Here is a 15,277-nt window from a genome sequence, read left to right on the forward strand (position 1 = left end):
GCGCGCTGGGCGGCCTGGATGACGGACGGCGTCGATCATGATGCCACGCTGCGGCAGGTGGTCGAGGATTCGGGATGGTCGGGCCGCTATGCCTTCCTGATCGTGATTTCGGCGATGCTCTCGCTGCTTGGCCTGCTGATGCCGTCGGTGGCTGTGCTGATCGGCGCCATGCTGCTTTCGCCGCTGATGATGCCGATCATTGGCCTGGGCTTTGGCATCGCCACGCTGGATTTTGCCGAAATGCGCCGTTCCGCCGTTGCGCTGGGGGCCGGATCGGTGATCGCCGTGGTGCTGTCCATCGTGCTCGTCCGGCTCTCCCCGATCCAGACCATCACCACCGAGATTGCCGGCCGCACCCATCCCACCCTGTTCGATCTTCTGGTGGCGCTGCTGTCCGCCGTTGCCGGTGCCTATGCCCTGATCCGCGGGCGGGGCGGCGCGGTGGTGGGCGTGGCCATTGCCATTGCCCTGATGCCGCCGCTGGTCGTCGTGGGCTTTGGCCTTGCCACCGGGAACGCCACGGTGTGGGGCGGGGCGCTGCTGCTGTTCGTGACCAACGCCGTGACTATCGCATTGACCGCCGCGCTGGTCGCCCGCGTCCATGGGTTCGGCAGCCACCTTTCGCCCCACCATACCGGCCTGCAACTCACGATGTTCCTGGCCGCGCTTGGCCTGCTGTCCGTGCCGCTCGGCGCGGCATTGCGCCAGATCGCGTTCGAATCGCTGGTCCAGCGCCAGGTGCGCGACACCATTCGCGAACGCTTTCCCGACAGCGCCCGCCTTGGCCAGTTGGACATCGATTACAGCGCCCGGCCGATCCGCGTGCGTGCCATGATCCTCACCCCCACGGTCGATCCGGCGGCCGATGGCCATCTTGCCGATGACTTGCGGGCGCGGCTGGTGCAGCCGGTCGATATCCATGTCGATCAATTGCGCACGGCGCAGGAAGTGGGTGCGGCCGAAGCGGCGCAGATCGCCCACGCCGCCGATGGCGATGGGGCCTATGGCGTCGGATTGAACGCAGCCGTGGCGCGCCTGGCGCAAGTGGCCGGGGCGGCGCCCGATGTGGTGAGCGTCGATCGCGCCACTCGCACGCTGACCGTCGCCGCCGCGCCGCTTCCGGGGCTGAGCATGGCCGGCTACCGCGTGCTGGAACAGCGCGCGACCGCGCCCGAACCGGGCTGGACGGCGCATCTCGTGCCGCCACCGGGCGCTCCGCTGCCCGCCATCGTCCCGGTTGACGGCGTGATCGATCCCGCCGCGCTGGATGCCGCCGCCTGGGCCGCGCAGCGCCGCGGCCTTGCGCTCAGCGTGCGCGGCGGCACCGCGCGCCAGCGGCAGGCCGTGGCCGCCGCCCTTGCCGAAAACGCGGCCAGGGCCGATGAAGGGGACGCTGGCGGTCCGCTCCGCCTGGCATGGGGCCAACCGCAGGAAGACAGGCAACGATGACCGGCACAAGCGATTGGCAGGGTGGCGTCGGCCGTGCCTGGGCCGAAGAGTGGCAGCGCACCGATCGCTCGTTCTGCGCGCTCACGCCGGTGCTTCTGGCCGCCATCGCCGCGCAACCGGGTGCCCGCATCCTGGATATCGGCTGCGGCGCGGGGGAACTCTCGCTCGCCGTGGCGCAGGCGCGCCCGGCCGCGCAGGTGCGCGGCATAGATGTCTCGGCTGACCTGATCGAGGCAGCCCGGCAACGCGGGCAGGGCTGCGCCAATGCCCGGTTCGATCTGGCCGATGCCGGGGCCTGGTCCGATCCCGCGTTCGTGCCCGATCTGCTGGTCTCGCGCCACGGGGTGATGTTCTTTGCCGATCCGCCCGCCGCGTTTCGCCAGTTGGCCGCTTCCGCCGCGCCGGGTGCGCGGCTGGTCTTTTCCTGCTTCCGTGCGCCGGCACACAATGCCTGGGCCAGCACGATGGCCAGCCTTGCGCCGCCGCCGGCCAGCCTGCCCGATCCCCGCGCTCCAGGCCCATTTGCCTTTGCCGATCCCGATCATGTCCGCGCGATGCTGGCCGGATGGACCGACCTGGCATTCACGCCCCACGATTTCCGCTATCGTGCCGGGGAAGGCGCCGATGCAGAAGCACAGGCGCTGGCCCTGTTCCGGCGCATCGGCCCGGCGGCCTCTGCCCTGCGCCAGGCGGCAGAGGCCGATCGCGCCGGTATCGAACACCGGTTGCGCCAGGTGATTGCCGCGCATCACCGGAACGACGAAGTATCCTTCGCCGCTGCCGCCTGGATCGTTACCGCCACGAAAGCGTAAAGCGATCACGGTTAGCGATGAATCCCGCTTGTTCCGCAGCCGCGCCTCGCCTAATCGGCGGGTCATGACTTCGACGAACGAAATCCGCCGGTCCTTCCTGGAATACTTCGGCTCCCAAGGCCACGAAGTGGTGCCGTCCGCGCCGCTCGTTCCGTATAACGACCCGACGCTGATGTTCACCAATGCGGGCATGGTCCCGTTCAAGAACGTCTTCACGGGCCTGGAAACGCGCGCCATTCCCCGCGCCACATCTTCGCAGAAGTGCGTGCGCGCCGGGGGCAAGCACAACGATCTGGACAACGTGGGCTATACCGCTCGGCACCACACGTTCTTCGAAATGCTGGGCAATTTCTCGTTCGGCGATTACTTCAAGGAGCAGGCGATCACCAACGCCTGGACCCTGCTGACCAAGGTGTGGGGCATCCCGGCTGAAAAGCTGCTGGTGACGGTCTATCACACCGACGAAGACGCTGCCGCGCTGTGGCGCAAGATCGCCGGCTTGAGCGATGACAAGATCATCCGCATCGCCACCAAGGACAATTTCTGGGCCATGGGCGACGATGGCCCATGCGGTCCGTGCTCGGAAATCTTCTACGATCACGGCGCGCACATTCCCGGTGGCCCTCCCGGCAGCCCGGACGAGGACGGCGACCGCTTTATCGAAATCTGGAACCTCGTGTTCATGCAGTTCGAGCAGGCGGCCGGCGAAATCGTCGGCAATCTGCCCAAGCCCTCGATCGACACCGGCATGGGCCTGGAACGCATCGCTGCCGTGCTCCAGGGGGAGCACGACAACTATGACACCGATACGTTCCGCGCGCTGATCGCCGCTTCGGAAAGCCTCACCGGCGTCAAGGCGGCCGGCGAGCACACCGCGAGCCACCGCGTGATCGCCGATCACCTGCGCTCGTCCAGCTTCCTGCTGGCCGATGGCGTGCTGCCCTCGAACGAAGGGCGCGGCTATGTGCTGCGCCGGATCATGCGCCGCGCCATGCGCCACGCGCATCTGCTGGGCGCCAAGGATCCGCTGATGCACCGCCTGGTGGGCTCGCTGGTTACGGAAATGGGCCAGGCCTATCCCGAACTCGGCCGCGCGCAGCCGCTGATCGAGGAAGTGCTGCAGCGCGAGGAAACCCGTTTCCGCCAGACCCTGTCCAACGGCCTGCGCCTGCTCGACGAAGCCTCGGCCGGGCTGGGCGAGGGCGACAAGCTGCCGGGCGAAACCGCGTTCCGCCTCTATGACACGTTCGGCTTCCCCTATGACCTCACTGAAGATGCCCTGCGCGCCCGTGGCGTGAGCGTGGACCGCGCCGGTTTCGATGCCGCCATGGCGCAGCAGAAAGCTGCCGCCCGCGCTGCGTGGAAGGGGTCGGGCGACGCGGCGTCGAGCGAAGTGTGGTTCGACATTGCCGAGCGCGAAGGCGCGACGGAATTCACCGGCTACACCGCCACCAGCGGCGAAGGCGTGGTGGTTGCGCTGGTCAAGGACGGCGCGGAAGTGCAGGTGGCCCAGGCCGGCGACAGCGTGACCGTGCTGACCAACCAGACGCCGTTCTATGGCGAAAGCGGTGGCCAGATGGGCGATACCGGCACGATCGCCGGCGCCGATGGCCTCAAGATCACCGTGACCGACACCGCCAAGCCGCTTGGCCGCCTCCATGCGCACCAGGCCGTGGTGGACGCGGGCACGATCAAGGTGGGCGATGCCGTGCAACTGGTCGTCGATGTCGCGCGCCGCGATGCCACGCGTGCCAACCATTCGGCCACGCACCTGCTGCACCAGGCGCTGCGCAACCGCCTGGGCGGCCATGTCACGCAGAAGGGCTCGCTCGTCGCGCCCGATCGCCTGCGCTTCGACTTTTCGCATCCCACCGCGCTGACCGCCGACGACATCACCGCGATCGAAGCCGAAGTGAACGCGGAAATCCGCGCCAACGAGCCGGTGACGACGCGCTTGATGACGCCCGATGATGCCATTGCGGCCGGCGCCATGGCGCTGTTTGGCGAAAAGTATGGCGATGAAGTGCGTGTGCTCTCGATGGGCCGCCACACCACCGACAAAGTCTATTCGGTGGAACTGTGCGGCGGCACCCACGTGCGTGCGCTGGGGGACATCGGCGTGTTTCGCATCGTGGGCGAAAGCGCGGTATCCTCGGGCGTGCGCCGGATCGAGGCGCTCACCGGCGAAGGCGCGCGGCAGTGGCTGATCGGCCGCGAAGACGCGCTCAAGCACACCGCCAGCCTGCTGCGCACCACGCCCGATGAAGTGGAAGCCCGCGTGGCCGCCCTCATCGACGAACGCCGCAAGCTGGAACGCGAACTGGCCGAAGCCAAGAAGGCCCTGGCCCTGGGCGGCGGCGGCGCCAAGGCCGAGACGGCCGACGAAGACGTGGCCGGCACGAAGTTTTCCGGGCAGGTGCTGGAAGGCCTTGATCCCAAGGAACTGCGCGGCCTTCTCGACCAGGCCAAGCAGCGCCTGGGCTCGGGCGTGGCGGTGATCGTGGCCGTCAACGAAGGCCGCGCCTCCATCGCAGCCGCAGTGACCGAAGACCTCGCTGGCAAAGTCAGCGCCGTCGATCTGGTGCGCGCGGGCGTGGAAGCGCTGGGCGGCAAGGGCGGCGGTGGCCGTCCCGACATGGCCCAAGGCGGCGGCCCCGATGGCAGCAAGGCGACCGATGCCCTGGCCGCAGCCAAGGCCGTGCTGGCCCGCTGATCGGCAAGGCAAGGCAGGATTAAAAGGGGCCGGTGCGCGCGCCGGCCCTTTTTGCTGGTCAGGCCTGGGCCAATGGCAGTTCCACCCGAAAGATCGCGCCAGATCGATCCTGACGGTTGCTCGCCACGATGCGCCCGCCGTGCGCCTCCGCCAGTTTTTCTGCGAGGGCGAGGCCGAGCCCGCTGCCCGGCCGGCCCGCCACCTTGTCGGCGCGCGATCGCCAGAATGGCATGAACAAGCGCTGGGCATCCTGCGGGGCAAACCCGCCCCCTGCATCGATCACTTCGATGATGGCACGGTGCCCGTCGGTGCGGCTGCTCACCTGGATACGGCTGCCCACCGGCGCATGCTTGATGGCATTGGTCAGCAGGTTGAGGAAAATCTGGCTGAGCCGCACGGCATCGCCATGCACTTTGCCCCCGGCATAGTGTTCGGCAAATTCCACTTCGGCGGCCACGGCGCCGCCGCGCAGGTCGGTCACGCACACGCGCAGCACGTCGTCCACCATCAGGTTGCGCCGATCCAGCGCCAGTTCGCCGGCATCGGCATGGGCCAGGGTTTTCAAGTCCTCCACGATCCGTCCCAGGTGCTCCACCTGGCGCAGCAACCGATCGGCTTCTGCCGCGGAAGCGGGCACCATGCCATCGGCAATGCCATGCAACCGTCCCTTGAGGATGGTCAGCGGCGTGCGCAACTCGTGCGTGACGCCGGCGGTGAACACCGTGCGCTCGCGCTCATAGGCCTCGATGTCCGAAGCCATGCGGTTGAAGCTGTCGATCAAGGTGCCCACTTCGCCCGAAACCCGCCCCTTGGCGACCCGAACCGAGCGATCGCCGGCGGCCACGGCTGCGGCCGCCTCGGCCACGGCGATGATCGGTTGGCTGATCCGCCGTGCCAGGAGAACCGCAACCGTGCCGCCGGCCACGATCGACGTGATGCCGATGGCCAGGATGAAGCCGGCATCGCTGATATCGAGTGCGCCGCTGCCATAGCGTTCGAACAGCGCAAAATAGCGTGGGCTGGCCTGCTGGCCATGGGCGATCAGGCCGGCCAGTTCCTGCCGCGCTTCGGGCGGCATGTGCTTCATCATCACCTGCAGATGGAAGTAAGCTGCGCCGTAATAGGCGATCAGCCCCACCGCCATGGTGATGGCGATCATCACCCCGGCCAGCGCGATCAACCGCGCGACGATGCTGTTCAACGCTCGGCCCACAGCCGATAGCCGATGCCGCGCACGGGCTCGATGATGTCGGGGCACCCGGCCATCATCAGCTTCTGGCGCAAGTTGGAAACGTGGCTGTCCACCACCCGGTCATAGGCGTCGCTGTCGGGCGAAATCGCCTCCAGCAGTTCCGCGCGCGAGAAGGCCCGGCGCGGATGCGCGGCCAGATGGGCCAGGATGCCGAATTCGCTGGGCGTAAGCGGCAGGCGTTGGCGGCTCTCGGCCGGGCCGCAACTGGCGGTGCGGGCATCCAGGTCGATTTCCACCGGGCCTGCTGCAAACAGGCGGCGCAAGCGGCCGCCCCGCGTGCGGCGCAGCACGGCGCGGATGCGCTCCACCACTTCGGACGGGTTGAACGGCTTGACCACGTAGTCATCCGCGCCGATCCGCAAGGACGACAGCTTGGTGACTTCATCGTCCACCGCCGTGACCATGATCACCGGCGTATCCACCCGCCGGCGGACCGAACTGAGCACGTCGAGCCCGTCGCCGCCGGGCAAGCCGATGTCGAGCAGGACGAGATCGGGGGCAAACTGCGCATGCTGGCGCACCGCCTCTTGATAGCTGGTGGCGCGGGCCACGGCGAATCCGGCATTTTCCACGTACAGCGTGAGGATTTCTGCAATCTCGCGCTCGTCTTCCACGATCAGGATGCGGTCGGTCATCGGTGTGCCTCTTCACCCGATCCATGGCACGGCAGTGTTGAGAAATGGTCGAGAGCGCCTCGATCGTTCCTTGATCGCTTGCCCATCGGCCCTTGATCGCGTCGGGCTAACTGCCGTGGCGGAGCCGGCGCCCCTGCCGGCGATGCACAAGGAAGCGCATATGTTCCGTCTCCACCATCTTGCTGCCCTGGCCATGGTTGCCGCGCCTTGGGCCACCAAGGCCCACGCGCAAGACGCCGAAAAGGGGATCTATGCCGTGGCGCGCGCCGGCGGCGTGATCCAGCCCGATCAGAAGCTTGATCGCAATGGCCTGCCCAATGTCACGATCGACGACAACACCAAGTATCGCACCGGCGTGACCGGCGAAATCGGCGGCGGTTATGATTTCGGCATGTTCCGCCTGGAACAGACCATCGGCTACACCGATCTCAAGCTCAACCGCGATCGCGCCGAGGCCGGTGGGTTCCTGGCCGATGGCCGGGCCAAGATGTTCACGATGAGCGTGAACGGCTATGTCGATATTCCGCTCGGTCGCGTTTTCGTGCCCTATGTCGGCGGTGGCGTGGGCGTGGCGCGGGTCGATGCCGATCTTTCGCGCGTGGATGCCGTGACTGGCGCGGGCAGCAGCTATTCCGGCAAGGACTGGGGCTTCCTGTGGCATGCCGATGCGGGCCTGGGCATCAAGGTGTCGCGCAAGGCGACGGTCGAAGTCGGCGCGCGCTACACACGTGTCAGCAGCCTGACGTTCGACGGCCAAAGCGATGGCGTCGCCACGCAGTTCGCGCCCCAACTCAATGGCATTTCCGGCACCGTGGGCCTGCGCTATCGCTTCTGATCACGGGCAGATTGGCGGGGTGGCGCGCCGATTGGCGTTGCCGCCCGCTGCGCGCGCGCAGCCAAGCCGATCAGGCGGGGCGATCGCGCAGCCGGCTGGCCTTGAGGCGGGGTGGAGTGGCCAGTTCGCCTTCGGCCATGATCTGTTGGCGAAACTGGTCGCGCTTTTCATGGATCGAGGCGATCACCGGGCCCATCGGCACGCCCAGGTCTACCAGCACGGCTTCCGAAAGTTGGAGCGAACTTTCCAGCGTTTCGGGCACGGCATGGCTGGCCCCGGCGCGATAGAGCTGGGCGGCATGGCCGGCATCGCGCGCACGCACGATGATCGGTACATCCGGCGCCAGGCTGCGCAGCTTGCGCACGATGCGCAGGGCCAGCACCGGTTCGTCCATCGTCACGATCACTGCGCTGGCCTCGGCCAGGTTCAGCCGTTCGATCACCGATGCGCTGTCGATATTTCCGAACAGCACCGGGAGCCCGGCCGACCGCGCGGCGCGCACCACTGCCGGTTCGGCATCGAGCGCGAGGTATGGGCGGCCATGTTCGGTCAGCATTTCGCCGATCAGCCGGCCGACGCGGCCAAAGCCCAGGATCACGGTGCGATTGCCCTCGGGTTCGTCCACGGCAACCTCGTCCGGGCGCACGCGGTTGCGCACGCGGCCCGCGCCAACCTGGCCCACTTTGGCCAAAAGCGGCGTGATGGTGAGACCGATGGCGGTGACGATTTGCCAGAATTGCGCGGTGGCCGGCTGGATCAACTGGGCCTGGGCCGCCGTGCCCAGCACGATCAGCGTGGTTTCCGAAGGGCTGGACATCAGGATGCCGGTTTCCAGCGCGGTGGAACGCTCCTTGCCCCAGAACAGCAGCAGCAGCCCGGTAACGAGCGCCTTGGCCACCACCACGCCGGCCACGCCGAGCGCCAGCGGCCAGAAATTGGCCACCAGCACGCGCAAGTCGATCCCCATGCCCACCGTGATCAGGAACACGCCCAGCGCCAGGCCCTTGAACGGCTTGGTGATTGCTTCCACCTCGCCATGGTATTCGGTTTCGGCGATCAGCAGCCCGGCGAGAAGGGCGCCCATGATCGGCGACAGGCCGGCCGCCCCGGTGGCGAGCGAGGCAACGATCACCACCAGCAGGCTGGCGGCCAGGAACAGTTCCGGGCTCTTGGTCTTCGCCGCCTGGGCGAACAGCGGCGGCAGGCCAAAGCGGCCGAACACCAGCAGTGCAATGATGACCGCGCCGCCCTTCCACAGCGTTTCGACCATGCTTGGCGCGTTGGCCGCTGCCACCGGGGCCATGGCGCCCAGCAGGAAGATGATCGGCACCAGCGCGATGTCTTCGAACAGCAGCATGGAAAGCGCGGCGCGGCCCACCGGGCCCTGCGTACCGGAAATCGGCAGCACCAGCGCGGTGGACGAGAGGGCGAGCGCCAGGCCCAGGCCCAGTGCACCGGCCACCGGCTGGCCCAGCAGCATCAGCCCCAGCCCGACCAGCAGCGCCGAACCGACCAGTTCCATCGCGCCCAGGCCAAACACCAGCCGGCGCATCGACCAGAGGCGATTGAACGAGAGTTCCAGCCCGATCTCGAACAGCAGCAGGATAATGCCGAATTCGGCAAAGGGCTCTATCGCGTGGGGATTGGATATCGTGACGTAATGGAGCCAGGGCACGGCCTGCGCCAGCGAGCCCAGGCCATAGGGGCCCACGAGCAGCCCGACGAGAATGAAGCCGATGATCGGCGTGATGCGGAACCGCGCAAAGGCGGGAATGACGATACCCGCCGCGCCCAGGATCACCAGGGCATCGGACAGGGCGGACGTGGATGCGAACTGGCCTGCCATCGCCCCAGGCTAGGGGTTATGGTCGCACTTGGCCACCCCCGGCTCACGTAAGATTGTGTGACTGGGGCAAAAGAATACCGCCGATCCGGATCAAGGCGGTGAAATTTCCTAGACCTAGGTCGTGAACTCATAAATGGCGCCCCAGAGGCGCCAAAATGGCGAACATATCGGGCCAAAGTGCCCGCCGCGAAGGCTGGTAGCCTTTGCAAGGGCACTTTGGGCTGAGATGGAAGCCATTTTGGCGTCCCTTCGGGATTTGACCCAAAGGCCCCTTCGCAGCGTCGAAAGCACTGGAAATATATAAGATATTCCTGCGCGCTTTCTCCTCGCGACGGGGCCTTTGGCCTCAAACCTCGGGGGCGACATTTATGAGTTCACGACCTAGACGGCCGGTGCGATCATTTCGGCGGTCTCAAACCGGCGCTCGGCAAGATCGTCCGGGGCTATCCAGAATTGCAGCACGTGGTCTCCCAGGTGATGACCCAAGGCTTCATCGGCGGACAGTTCCAGCAGCAGCAACTCGCGGCCGGTGCGGTCAGACTGGTCGATCTCGGTTTCCGACGGCGCGGCCAGCAGGCGATCGGGTACGCGGGCGTGCACCCGTGCGGCGGTGCGCACGGCCAGGGCGTGGCGATAGGCCAGCCTTGCCACCAGTTCGTCCGGGAACGGAGCCGTGCTGCCGGGCAAGGCATGCAGCGTGGTTTCCACCGCCGTCACGCACCCGCGCGGCGCAACCAGCCGGGCGAGCGGGGCATACCCGGAAAACCATTCCCAGAACGCCTGGCGCACCGGCTCGGTCACGTCGGCAAAGGCGGGTTTCGTGCGGGCAAGCGCGTGCCATTCGCCGCATTCGCTCGCGATCCGGGCCAGCAGGGCGCGGCGTTCGTCTTCGCCCGCCTGGGGCCACAGCGTGCGTGCGGCGGCCGGCATCGTGCGTCCCGCTTCGCGAGACAGCATGGCCACCAGCGTCTGGATCGCCAGCCAATCGTGCGGAAAACCGGGCCACGGGCGGTCCATCAGCCCATCGTCCCCCAAGTTGAAATCGTTGGGGGACAGCGCAAAGACCGCAACGGGCGAACCCTGCGCGGCCAGCAGGGCATCGGCCGTTGTGCTGCCTTCGGGCCAGGTCAGCGGCGGGGCGGCAGGATCGTGGGCGGCGGCGGTGAGTTCGATCACCGCCGGGGCAAAGGGCCATCGCGGCAAAACCTGTGGCGCATCGGCAGCATCGAGCGCCCAAGGCCAGGCTTGCGCCGTGGCATCGCCATAGGCCGGGGGCAGGTCGCCCGGCGGGTCGGCCTCGGTCCAGGTCGTGTCGTCTGCTTCGTCCAGCCAGATCACGCGCCCGTGCGCCGGGTGACCGGTGCCTGGTGCGGCGGCCAGATCGGCAAAGAACAACAGCGCCCCGCTGCCTGGCAGCACGCCCAGCCGGGCACGAGGCGCCACGGCGGCGCAATCCACCTGCAACAGGAAATGCAGGGGCAGGCCGGTTCGGGGCGAGCGCGGCCAATCGAGCGGGGCGGGGGTGAAGGGAACGCCGCCATAAAAGCTGCGTGCGCCGGCGGGCGCGGGGGGAAAGGCCTGGCGAAACACCACCGCCTGGCGCAGCGCGCCGGCAATCGTGGCGGGCAACCGTGCAGGCGCTGCGGTCTCGGCGGCGGGCGGCGCAGTGGCCGCTTCATGCGCGGCGGCGGCCTGGGCGGCGGCCACGAACGCGGGCAGGTCGGGTGCCGCATCGGCTGCGGGAGATTGACTTTGTGCAACGGCGCTGCCGGGGCCAAAGCTACGGCGGCGCACGATCGGGGCAGGGGCATCCTCTGCCAGTTCGGGCTCTGCCAGGGCAGCAGCCTTGCGGCGGCGGATGATCAGCAGCACCACAAGCGCGCCGAGCGCTGCCACCAGGGCCAGCCCGATCCCCGCCAATGCCGCCAATTCCCGCATGCTACCCCCTTGTGCGCAGCTCCGTCACCCGAAACCGCATCTGTTCGTGCTAGCCGGTTCCCACCCCAAAAGAAAAGGCCCCGGCGAGAGCCGGAGCCTTTCTTTTTCATGCGAAATGGCGCGGGTTCAGGCCCAGCTGGCCATTTCCTTTTCCAGGTTCTCGACGATCGCCTCGAAGAACTTTTCCGTGGTCATCCACGGCTGGTCCGGGCCGATGAGGATCGCGAGGTCCTTGGTCATCTTGCCGCTTTCCACGGTCTGGATGCAAACGCGCTCCAGCGTTTCGGCAAAACGCACCACTTCGGGGGTTTCGTCGAACTTGCCGCGATACATCAGGCCGCGCGTCCAGGCGAAGATCGATGCGATCGGGTTGGTGCTGGTCGCCTTGCCCTGCTGGTGCTGGCGATAGTGGCGCGTCACGGTACCGTGGGCCGCTTCGGCTTCCACGGTCTTGCCATCGGGCGTCATCAGCACCGAGGTCATCAGGCCGAGCGAGCCGAAGCCCTGGGCCACGGTGTCGGACTGCACGTCACCGTCATAGTTCTTGCACGCCCAGACGAACTTGCCCGACCACTTGAGCGCCGAGGCGACCATGTCGTCGATCAGGCGGTGCTGGTATTCGATGCCGGCGGCGGCGAACTTTTCCTTGAAGCCTTCGCTGTCGAACACTTCCTGGAACAGGTCCTTGAAGCGGCCGTCATAAGCCTTGAGGATGGTGTTCTTGGTCGACAGGTAGACCGGCCAGCCCAGGTTCAAGCCATAGTTGAAGCTGGCACGGGCGAAATCGCGGATCGAATCGTCGAGGTTGTACATCGCCATCGCGACGCCGGCCGACGGGAAATCGAACACGTCGAGATCGATCGATTCGCCGTTCACGCCGTCGAACACCAGGCGCAGCTTGCCGGGGCCGGGGATCAGGGTGTCGGTCGCCTTGTACTGGTCGCCAAAGGCATGGCGGCCGACCACGATCGGGTCGGTCCAGCCCGGAACCAGGCGGGGCACGTTCTGGATCACGATGGGTTCGCGGAACACCACGCCGCCCAGGATGTTGCGGATCGTGCCGTTGGGCGACTTCCACATCTTCTTGAGGCCGAATTCTTCCACGCGGGCTTCGTCCGGGGTGATCGTGGCGCACTTCACGCCCACGCCGTACTGCTTGATGGCGTTGGCCGAATCGATGGTGATCTGGTCGCCGGTCTCGTCGCGCTTTTCGACCGAAAGGTCGAAATACTTGAGGTCCAGGTCGAGGTAGGGAAGGATCAGGCGTTCGCGGATCCATTCCCAGATGATGCGGGTCATCTCGTCGCCGTCGATCTCGACGATCGGGTTCTTCACCTTGATCTTCGCCATAGCCGTCCTGTTGCCTTGCCTGGGGAGTTGAACTTACCGCCCCCTTAGCAGGTGCGGAACGCGGCGCAAGCACGGGGCCGGTGATTCTTGGCGGGGGTTGCGGTTTTCACGGCGCGGCCCGCAGGTCATAGATTGCCTCGCCCACGCGGACCCTGTGGCGCCGCACGATGTGCCAGCCGGCGTCTTCGAGCAGGCGAGCAAAGCGCAAGGGGCCGTGGCGGTGCAACCAGATCACTTCCTTGCGACGCAGGTGCAGCGCCCACAGCACGTCCTGGACCGAGGCGTGGTTGTAAGACAGCACGACCCGATCGAATTGCCGCAGTTGCGCAAACAGGCGCGGTAGATCGGTCACGTACTCCACCACGCCCAGCATGGCGGCGGCGCGTTCGGCAAAGGGGGGCAGGGGATCGGCGTTGAGATCGGTCAGCACCGTGCCCGGGCCGCGATCGACGATGTCCACCGGCACATAGCGCGTGGCGGCGGGCAGATGATCGCGCAACGGCATCAGTCCGCAGCCGATGTCCACCACGCCCGGTTCACCCGCCAGCCAGGTGGCGGCCTGGCGCGTGCGGCGGTCCCACCGGTCTTGCAGGGCAGACCAGTACAGGCGCTGGCAAGCCAGTGTCGCATCGGTGGGGGCATCATTCATCCCGGGCAGGTGGCCCGCCTGGCGTGGCAACATCAAGCGCAGTTGGCTCGCATGTGGCGCAATTGCCGAGGAAACCCGCCCAAGCCGGGCTATGCGTGGCGCTCAATTAATTTTGTAGACAATGTTGCACGCCCGGCCGAACTCTCCGCCACCATTTCCCAAGCCTCGCATTCGCGTTCGCCATTGCCGATCAAGGAGCCTTGCCATGTCATCCTCCCGCTTGTCCCGCCGCGCTGCCCTGGCCGGTCTTGCCGCCGGGGGCGCGGCCCTGGCATCGCCCACGCTGGCCGCGCCCGCGGGAGCATCAGCGGGCAAGAAGCTGAATTTCCTGTATATCATGGCCGATGACATGGGGTATGCCGATGTTTCTTGCTATGGCCGGCGCGACTATGCCACGCCCGCCATCGATGCGCTGGCAGCGCAGGGCGTGCGCTTTACCCAGGCCTATGCCAACAGCGCGGTGTGCACGGCCACGCGCGTGGCGCTGATCACCGGGCGCTATCAGTATCGCTTGCCGGTGGGCCTGGAAGAACCGCTCGCCCAGCGCGCGGTGGGCCTGCCGCCCAGCCAGCCCACTTTGCCCTCGCTGCTGCGCAAGGCCGGCTATGCCACCGGCCTGATCGGCAAATGGCATCTCGGCAGCCTGCCCGATTACGATCCGCTCAAAAGCGGCTATGACGAATTCTGGGGCATCCGCAGCGGGGCGGTGGACTATTACACCCATGCCAATTCGGGCGGAAAGCCGGATCTGTGGGACGGGGCCACCCCGGTGCAACAGGCCGGATACCTGACCGACCTGATCGGGGACCATGCCGTGGCGGCGGTCAAGCGCAACGCCGGGATTGCCAAGCCCTGGCTGCTCAGCCTGCATTTCACCGCGCCGCACTGGCCGTGGGAAACGCCTGATGACGACAGCGAATCCAAGCGCCTGGCACAGTCGAAAGACCCCGAAGCGTTGATGCATTTCGATGGCGGCAGCCAGAAGACCTATGCCGCGATGGTACAGCGGCTTGACCTGCAGGTTGGCCGCATTCTCAAGGCGCTGGCCGAATCCGGCCAGGCAGACAACACCGTGGTGGTGTTCACCAGCGACAATGGCGGCGAACGCTTTGCCGATACCTGGCCGTTCACCGGCAAGAAGACCGAACTGCTCGAAGGCGGCTTGCGCATCCCCGCCATCGTGCGCTGGCCGGGCCTGGCCAAGCCCGGCACCACCAGCGAGGCGCAGATCATCTCGATGGACTGGCTGCCCACCTTCGTGGCGGCGGCGGGCGGCGCGCCCGATCCGGCATTTGCCCCCGATGGCATCGACATCCGCGCCGCGATCGCCGGCGGCACGCTGCCCGAGCGTACGCTCTACTGGCGCTACAAGCTGCACGACCAGCAGGCCGCGCGCCGGGGTAAGTGGAAATACCTGAAGATCGGGGACAACAGCTTCCTGTTCGACGTGGAAGCCGACCCGCTGGAGCGCGGCAATCTCAAGGCGCTGCATCCCGATGTGTTCGCTGCGTTGACGCAGGACTGGAACCGGTGGAACGCCACGATGCTGCCGCTCGATCCGCAAAGCTATAGCCACGGGTTCACCGCGGCCAAGCTCGCCGATCATTTCATCGCGGTGGATTGATCATGGGCGGAAGGGGCGGCCCCGGCCGCCCCTTCACCGACAACAAAAAACCCCGCCGAAGCGGGGTTTTGCCGATGGTGGGCGTAGCAAGGATTGAACTTGCGACCCCTACGATGTCAACATAGTGCTCTACCACTGAGCTATACGCCCGGCACCATCGATTTTCCGTCAGCC

At 66.9% G+C, this 15,277-nt stretch carries 11 protein-coding genes and 1 tRNA gene; 5 read left to right on the top strand and 7 right to left on the bottom strand.

The features are described from left to right. The first annotated feature begins 18 nt into the window (after window positions 1-18). The 3 genes from FHW94_RS03330 to alaS all read left to right on the top strand — a co-directional run bounded on the left by FHW94_RS03330 (window position 19) and on the right by alaS (window position 4,974). Window positions 19-1,449, top strand: coding sequence for a DUF389 domain-containing protein (locus tag FHW94_RS03330; protein WP_168554336.1), 1,431 nt, complete (start codon window positions 19-21; stop codon window positions 1,447-1,449). Next, on the top strand, window positions 1,446-2,261 hold the full coding sequence (locus tag FHW94_RS03335) for a class I SAM-dependent methyltransferase (protein WP_168554337.1): 816 nt from the start codon (window positions 1,446-1,448) through the stop codon (window positions 2,259-2,261). The genes FHW94_RS03330 and FHW94_RS03335 overlap by 4 nt, the downstream gene beginning before the upstream one ends. Window positions 2,262-2,325: 64 nt before the next feature. Beyond that, on the top strand, window positions 2,326-4,974 hold the full coding sequence (gene alaS, locus FHW94_RS03340; RefSeq protein ID WP_168554338.1) for an alanine--tRNA ligase: 2,649 nt from the start codon (window positions 2,326-2,328) through the stop codon (window positions 4,972-4,974). 58 nt (window positions 4,975-5,032) lie between these two features. On the opposite strand, the gene FHW94_RS03345 is transcribed toward alaS, so the two are convergent. Together FHW94_RS03345 and FHW94_RS03350 are read right to left on the bottom strand one after the other, a co-directional pair. Then, window positions 5,033-6,175 (bottom strand): HAMP domain-containing sensor histidine kinase, encoded by a 1,143-nt coding sequence (locus FHW94_RS03345; RefSeq protein ID WP_168554339.1) that lies wholly within the window; start codon window positions 6,173-6,175, stop codon window positions 5,033-5,035. After that, complete coding sequence (locus FHW94_RS03350; RefSeq protein ID WP_168554340.1) at window positions 6,172-6,861, bottom strand: response regulator transcription factor; 690 nt, start codon at window positions 6,859-6,861, stop codon at window positions 6,172-6,174. The genes FHW94_RS03345 and FHW94_RS03350 overlap by 4 nt, the downstream gene beginning before the upstream one ends. Before the next feature lie 160 nt (window positions 6,862-7,021). Here FHW94_RS03350 and FHW94_RS03355 point away from each other — a divergent pair, with 160 nt between their 5' ends. Next, window positions 7,022-7,696: an outer membrane beta-barrel protein gene (locus FHW94_RS03355; RefSeq protein WP_168554341.1), complete on the top strand. Its 675-nt coding sequence runs from the start codon at window positions 7,022-7,024 to the stop codon at window positions 7,694-7,696. A gap of 70 nt (window positions 7,697-7,766) precedes the next feature. Here the strand turns inward: FHW94_RS03355 and FHW94_RS03360 are convergent, their stop codons facing one another. From FHW94_RS03360 to FHW94_RS03375, 4 genes are all read right to left on the bottom strand, one after another. Continuing rightward, window positions 7,767-9,542, bottom strand: a complete 1,776-nt coding sequence (locus FHW94_RS03360) for a cation:proton antiporter (protein ID WP_168554342.1) — start codon at window positions 9,540-9,542, stop codon at window positions 7,767-7,769. Between the two features lie 381 nt (window positions 9,543-9,923). Beyond that, complete coding sequence (locus FHW94_RS03365) at window positions 9,924-11,480, bottom strand: DUF1963 domain-containing protein (protein ID WP_168554343.1); 1,557 nt, start codon at window positions 11,478-11,480, stop codon at window positions 9,924-9,926. A 126-nt stretch (window positions 11,481-11,606) separates the two neighbouring features. Beyond that, on the bottom strand, window positions 11,607-12,830 hold the full coding sequence (locus tag FHW94_RS03370) for an NADP-dependent isocitrate dehydrogenase (RefSeq protein WP_168554344.1): 1,224 nt from the start codon (window positions 12,828-12,830) through the stop codon (window positions 11,607-11,609). 106 nt (window positions 12,831-12,936) lie between these two features. Further along, complete coding sequence (locus tag FHW94_RS03375; protein ID WP_168554345.1) at window positions 12,937-13,479, bottom strand: class I SAM-dependent methyltransferase; 543 nt, start codon at window positions 13,477-13,479, stop codon at window positions 12,937-12,939. Window positions 13,480-13,684: 205 nt separating this feature from the next. Between FHW94_RS03375 and FHW94_RS03380 the strand changes: the two genes are divergently transcribed. Next, entirely contained in the window at window positions 13,685-15,103 is a 1,419-nt protein-coding gene (locus FHW94_RS03380) for a sulfatase-like hydrolase/transferase (RefSeq protein WP_168554346.1), read from the top strand. 75 nt (window positions 15,104-15,178) lie between these two features. On the opposite strand, the gene FHW94_RS03385 is transcribed toward FHW94_RS03380, so the two are convergent. Further along, a tRNA-Val gene (locus tag FHW94_RS03385) sits at window positions 15,179-15,253 on the bottom strand. Window positions 15,254-15,277 lie beyond the last annotated feature (24 nt).

This window comes from Novosphingobium sp. SG720, assembly GCF_012275365.1.
Taxonomy (GTDB): Bacteria; Pseudomonadota; Alphaproteobacteria; order Sphingomonadales; family Sphingomonadaceae; genus Novosphingobium; species Novosphingobium rhizosphaerae.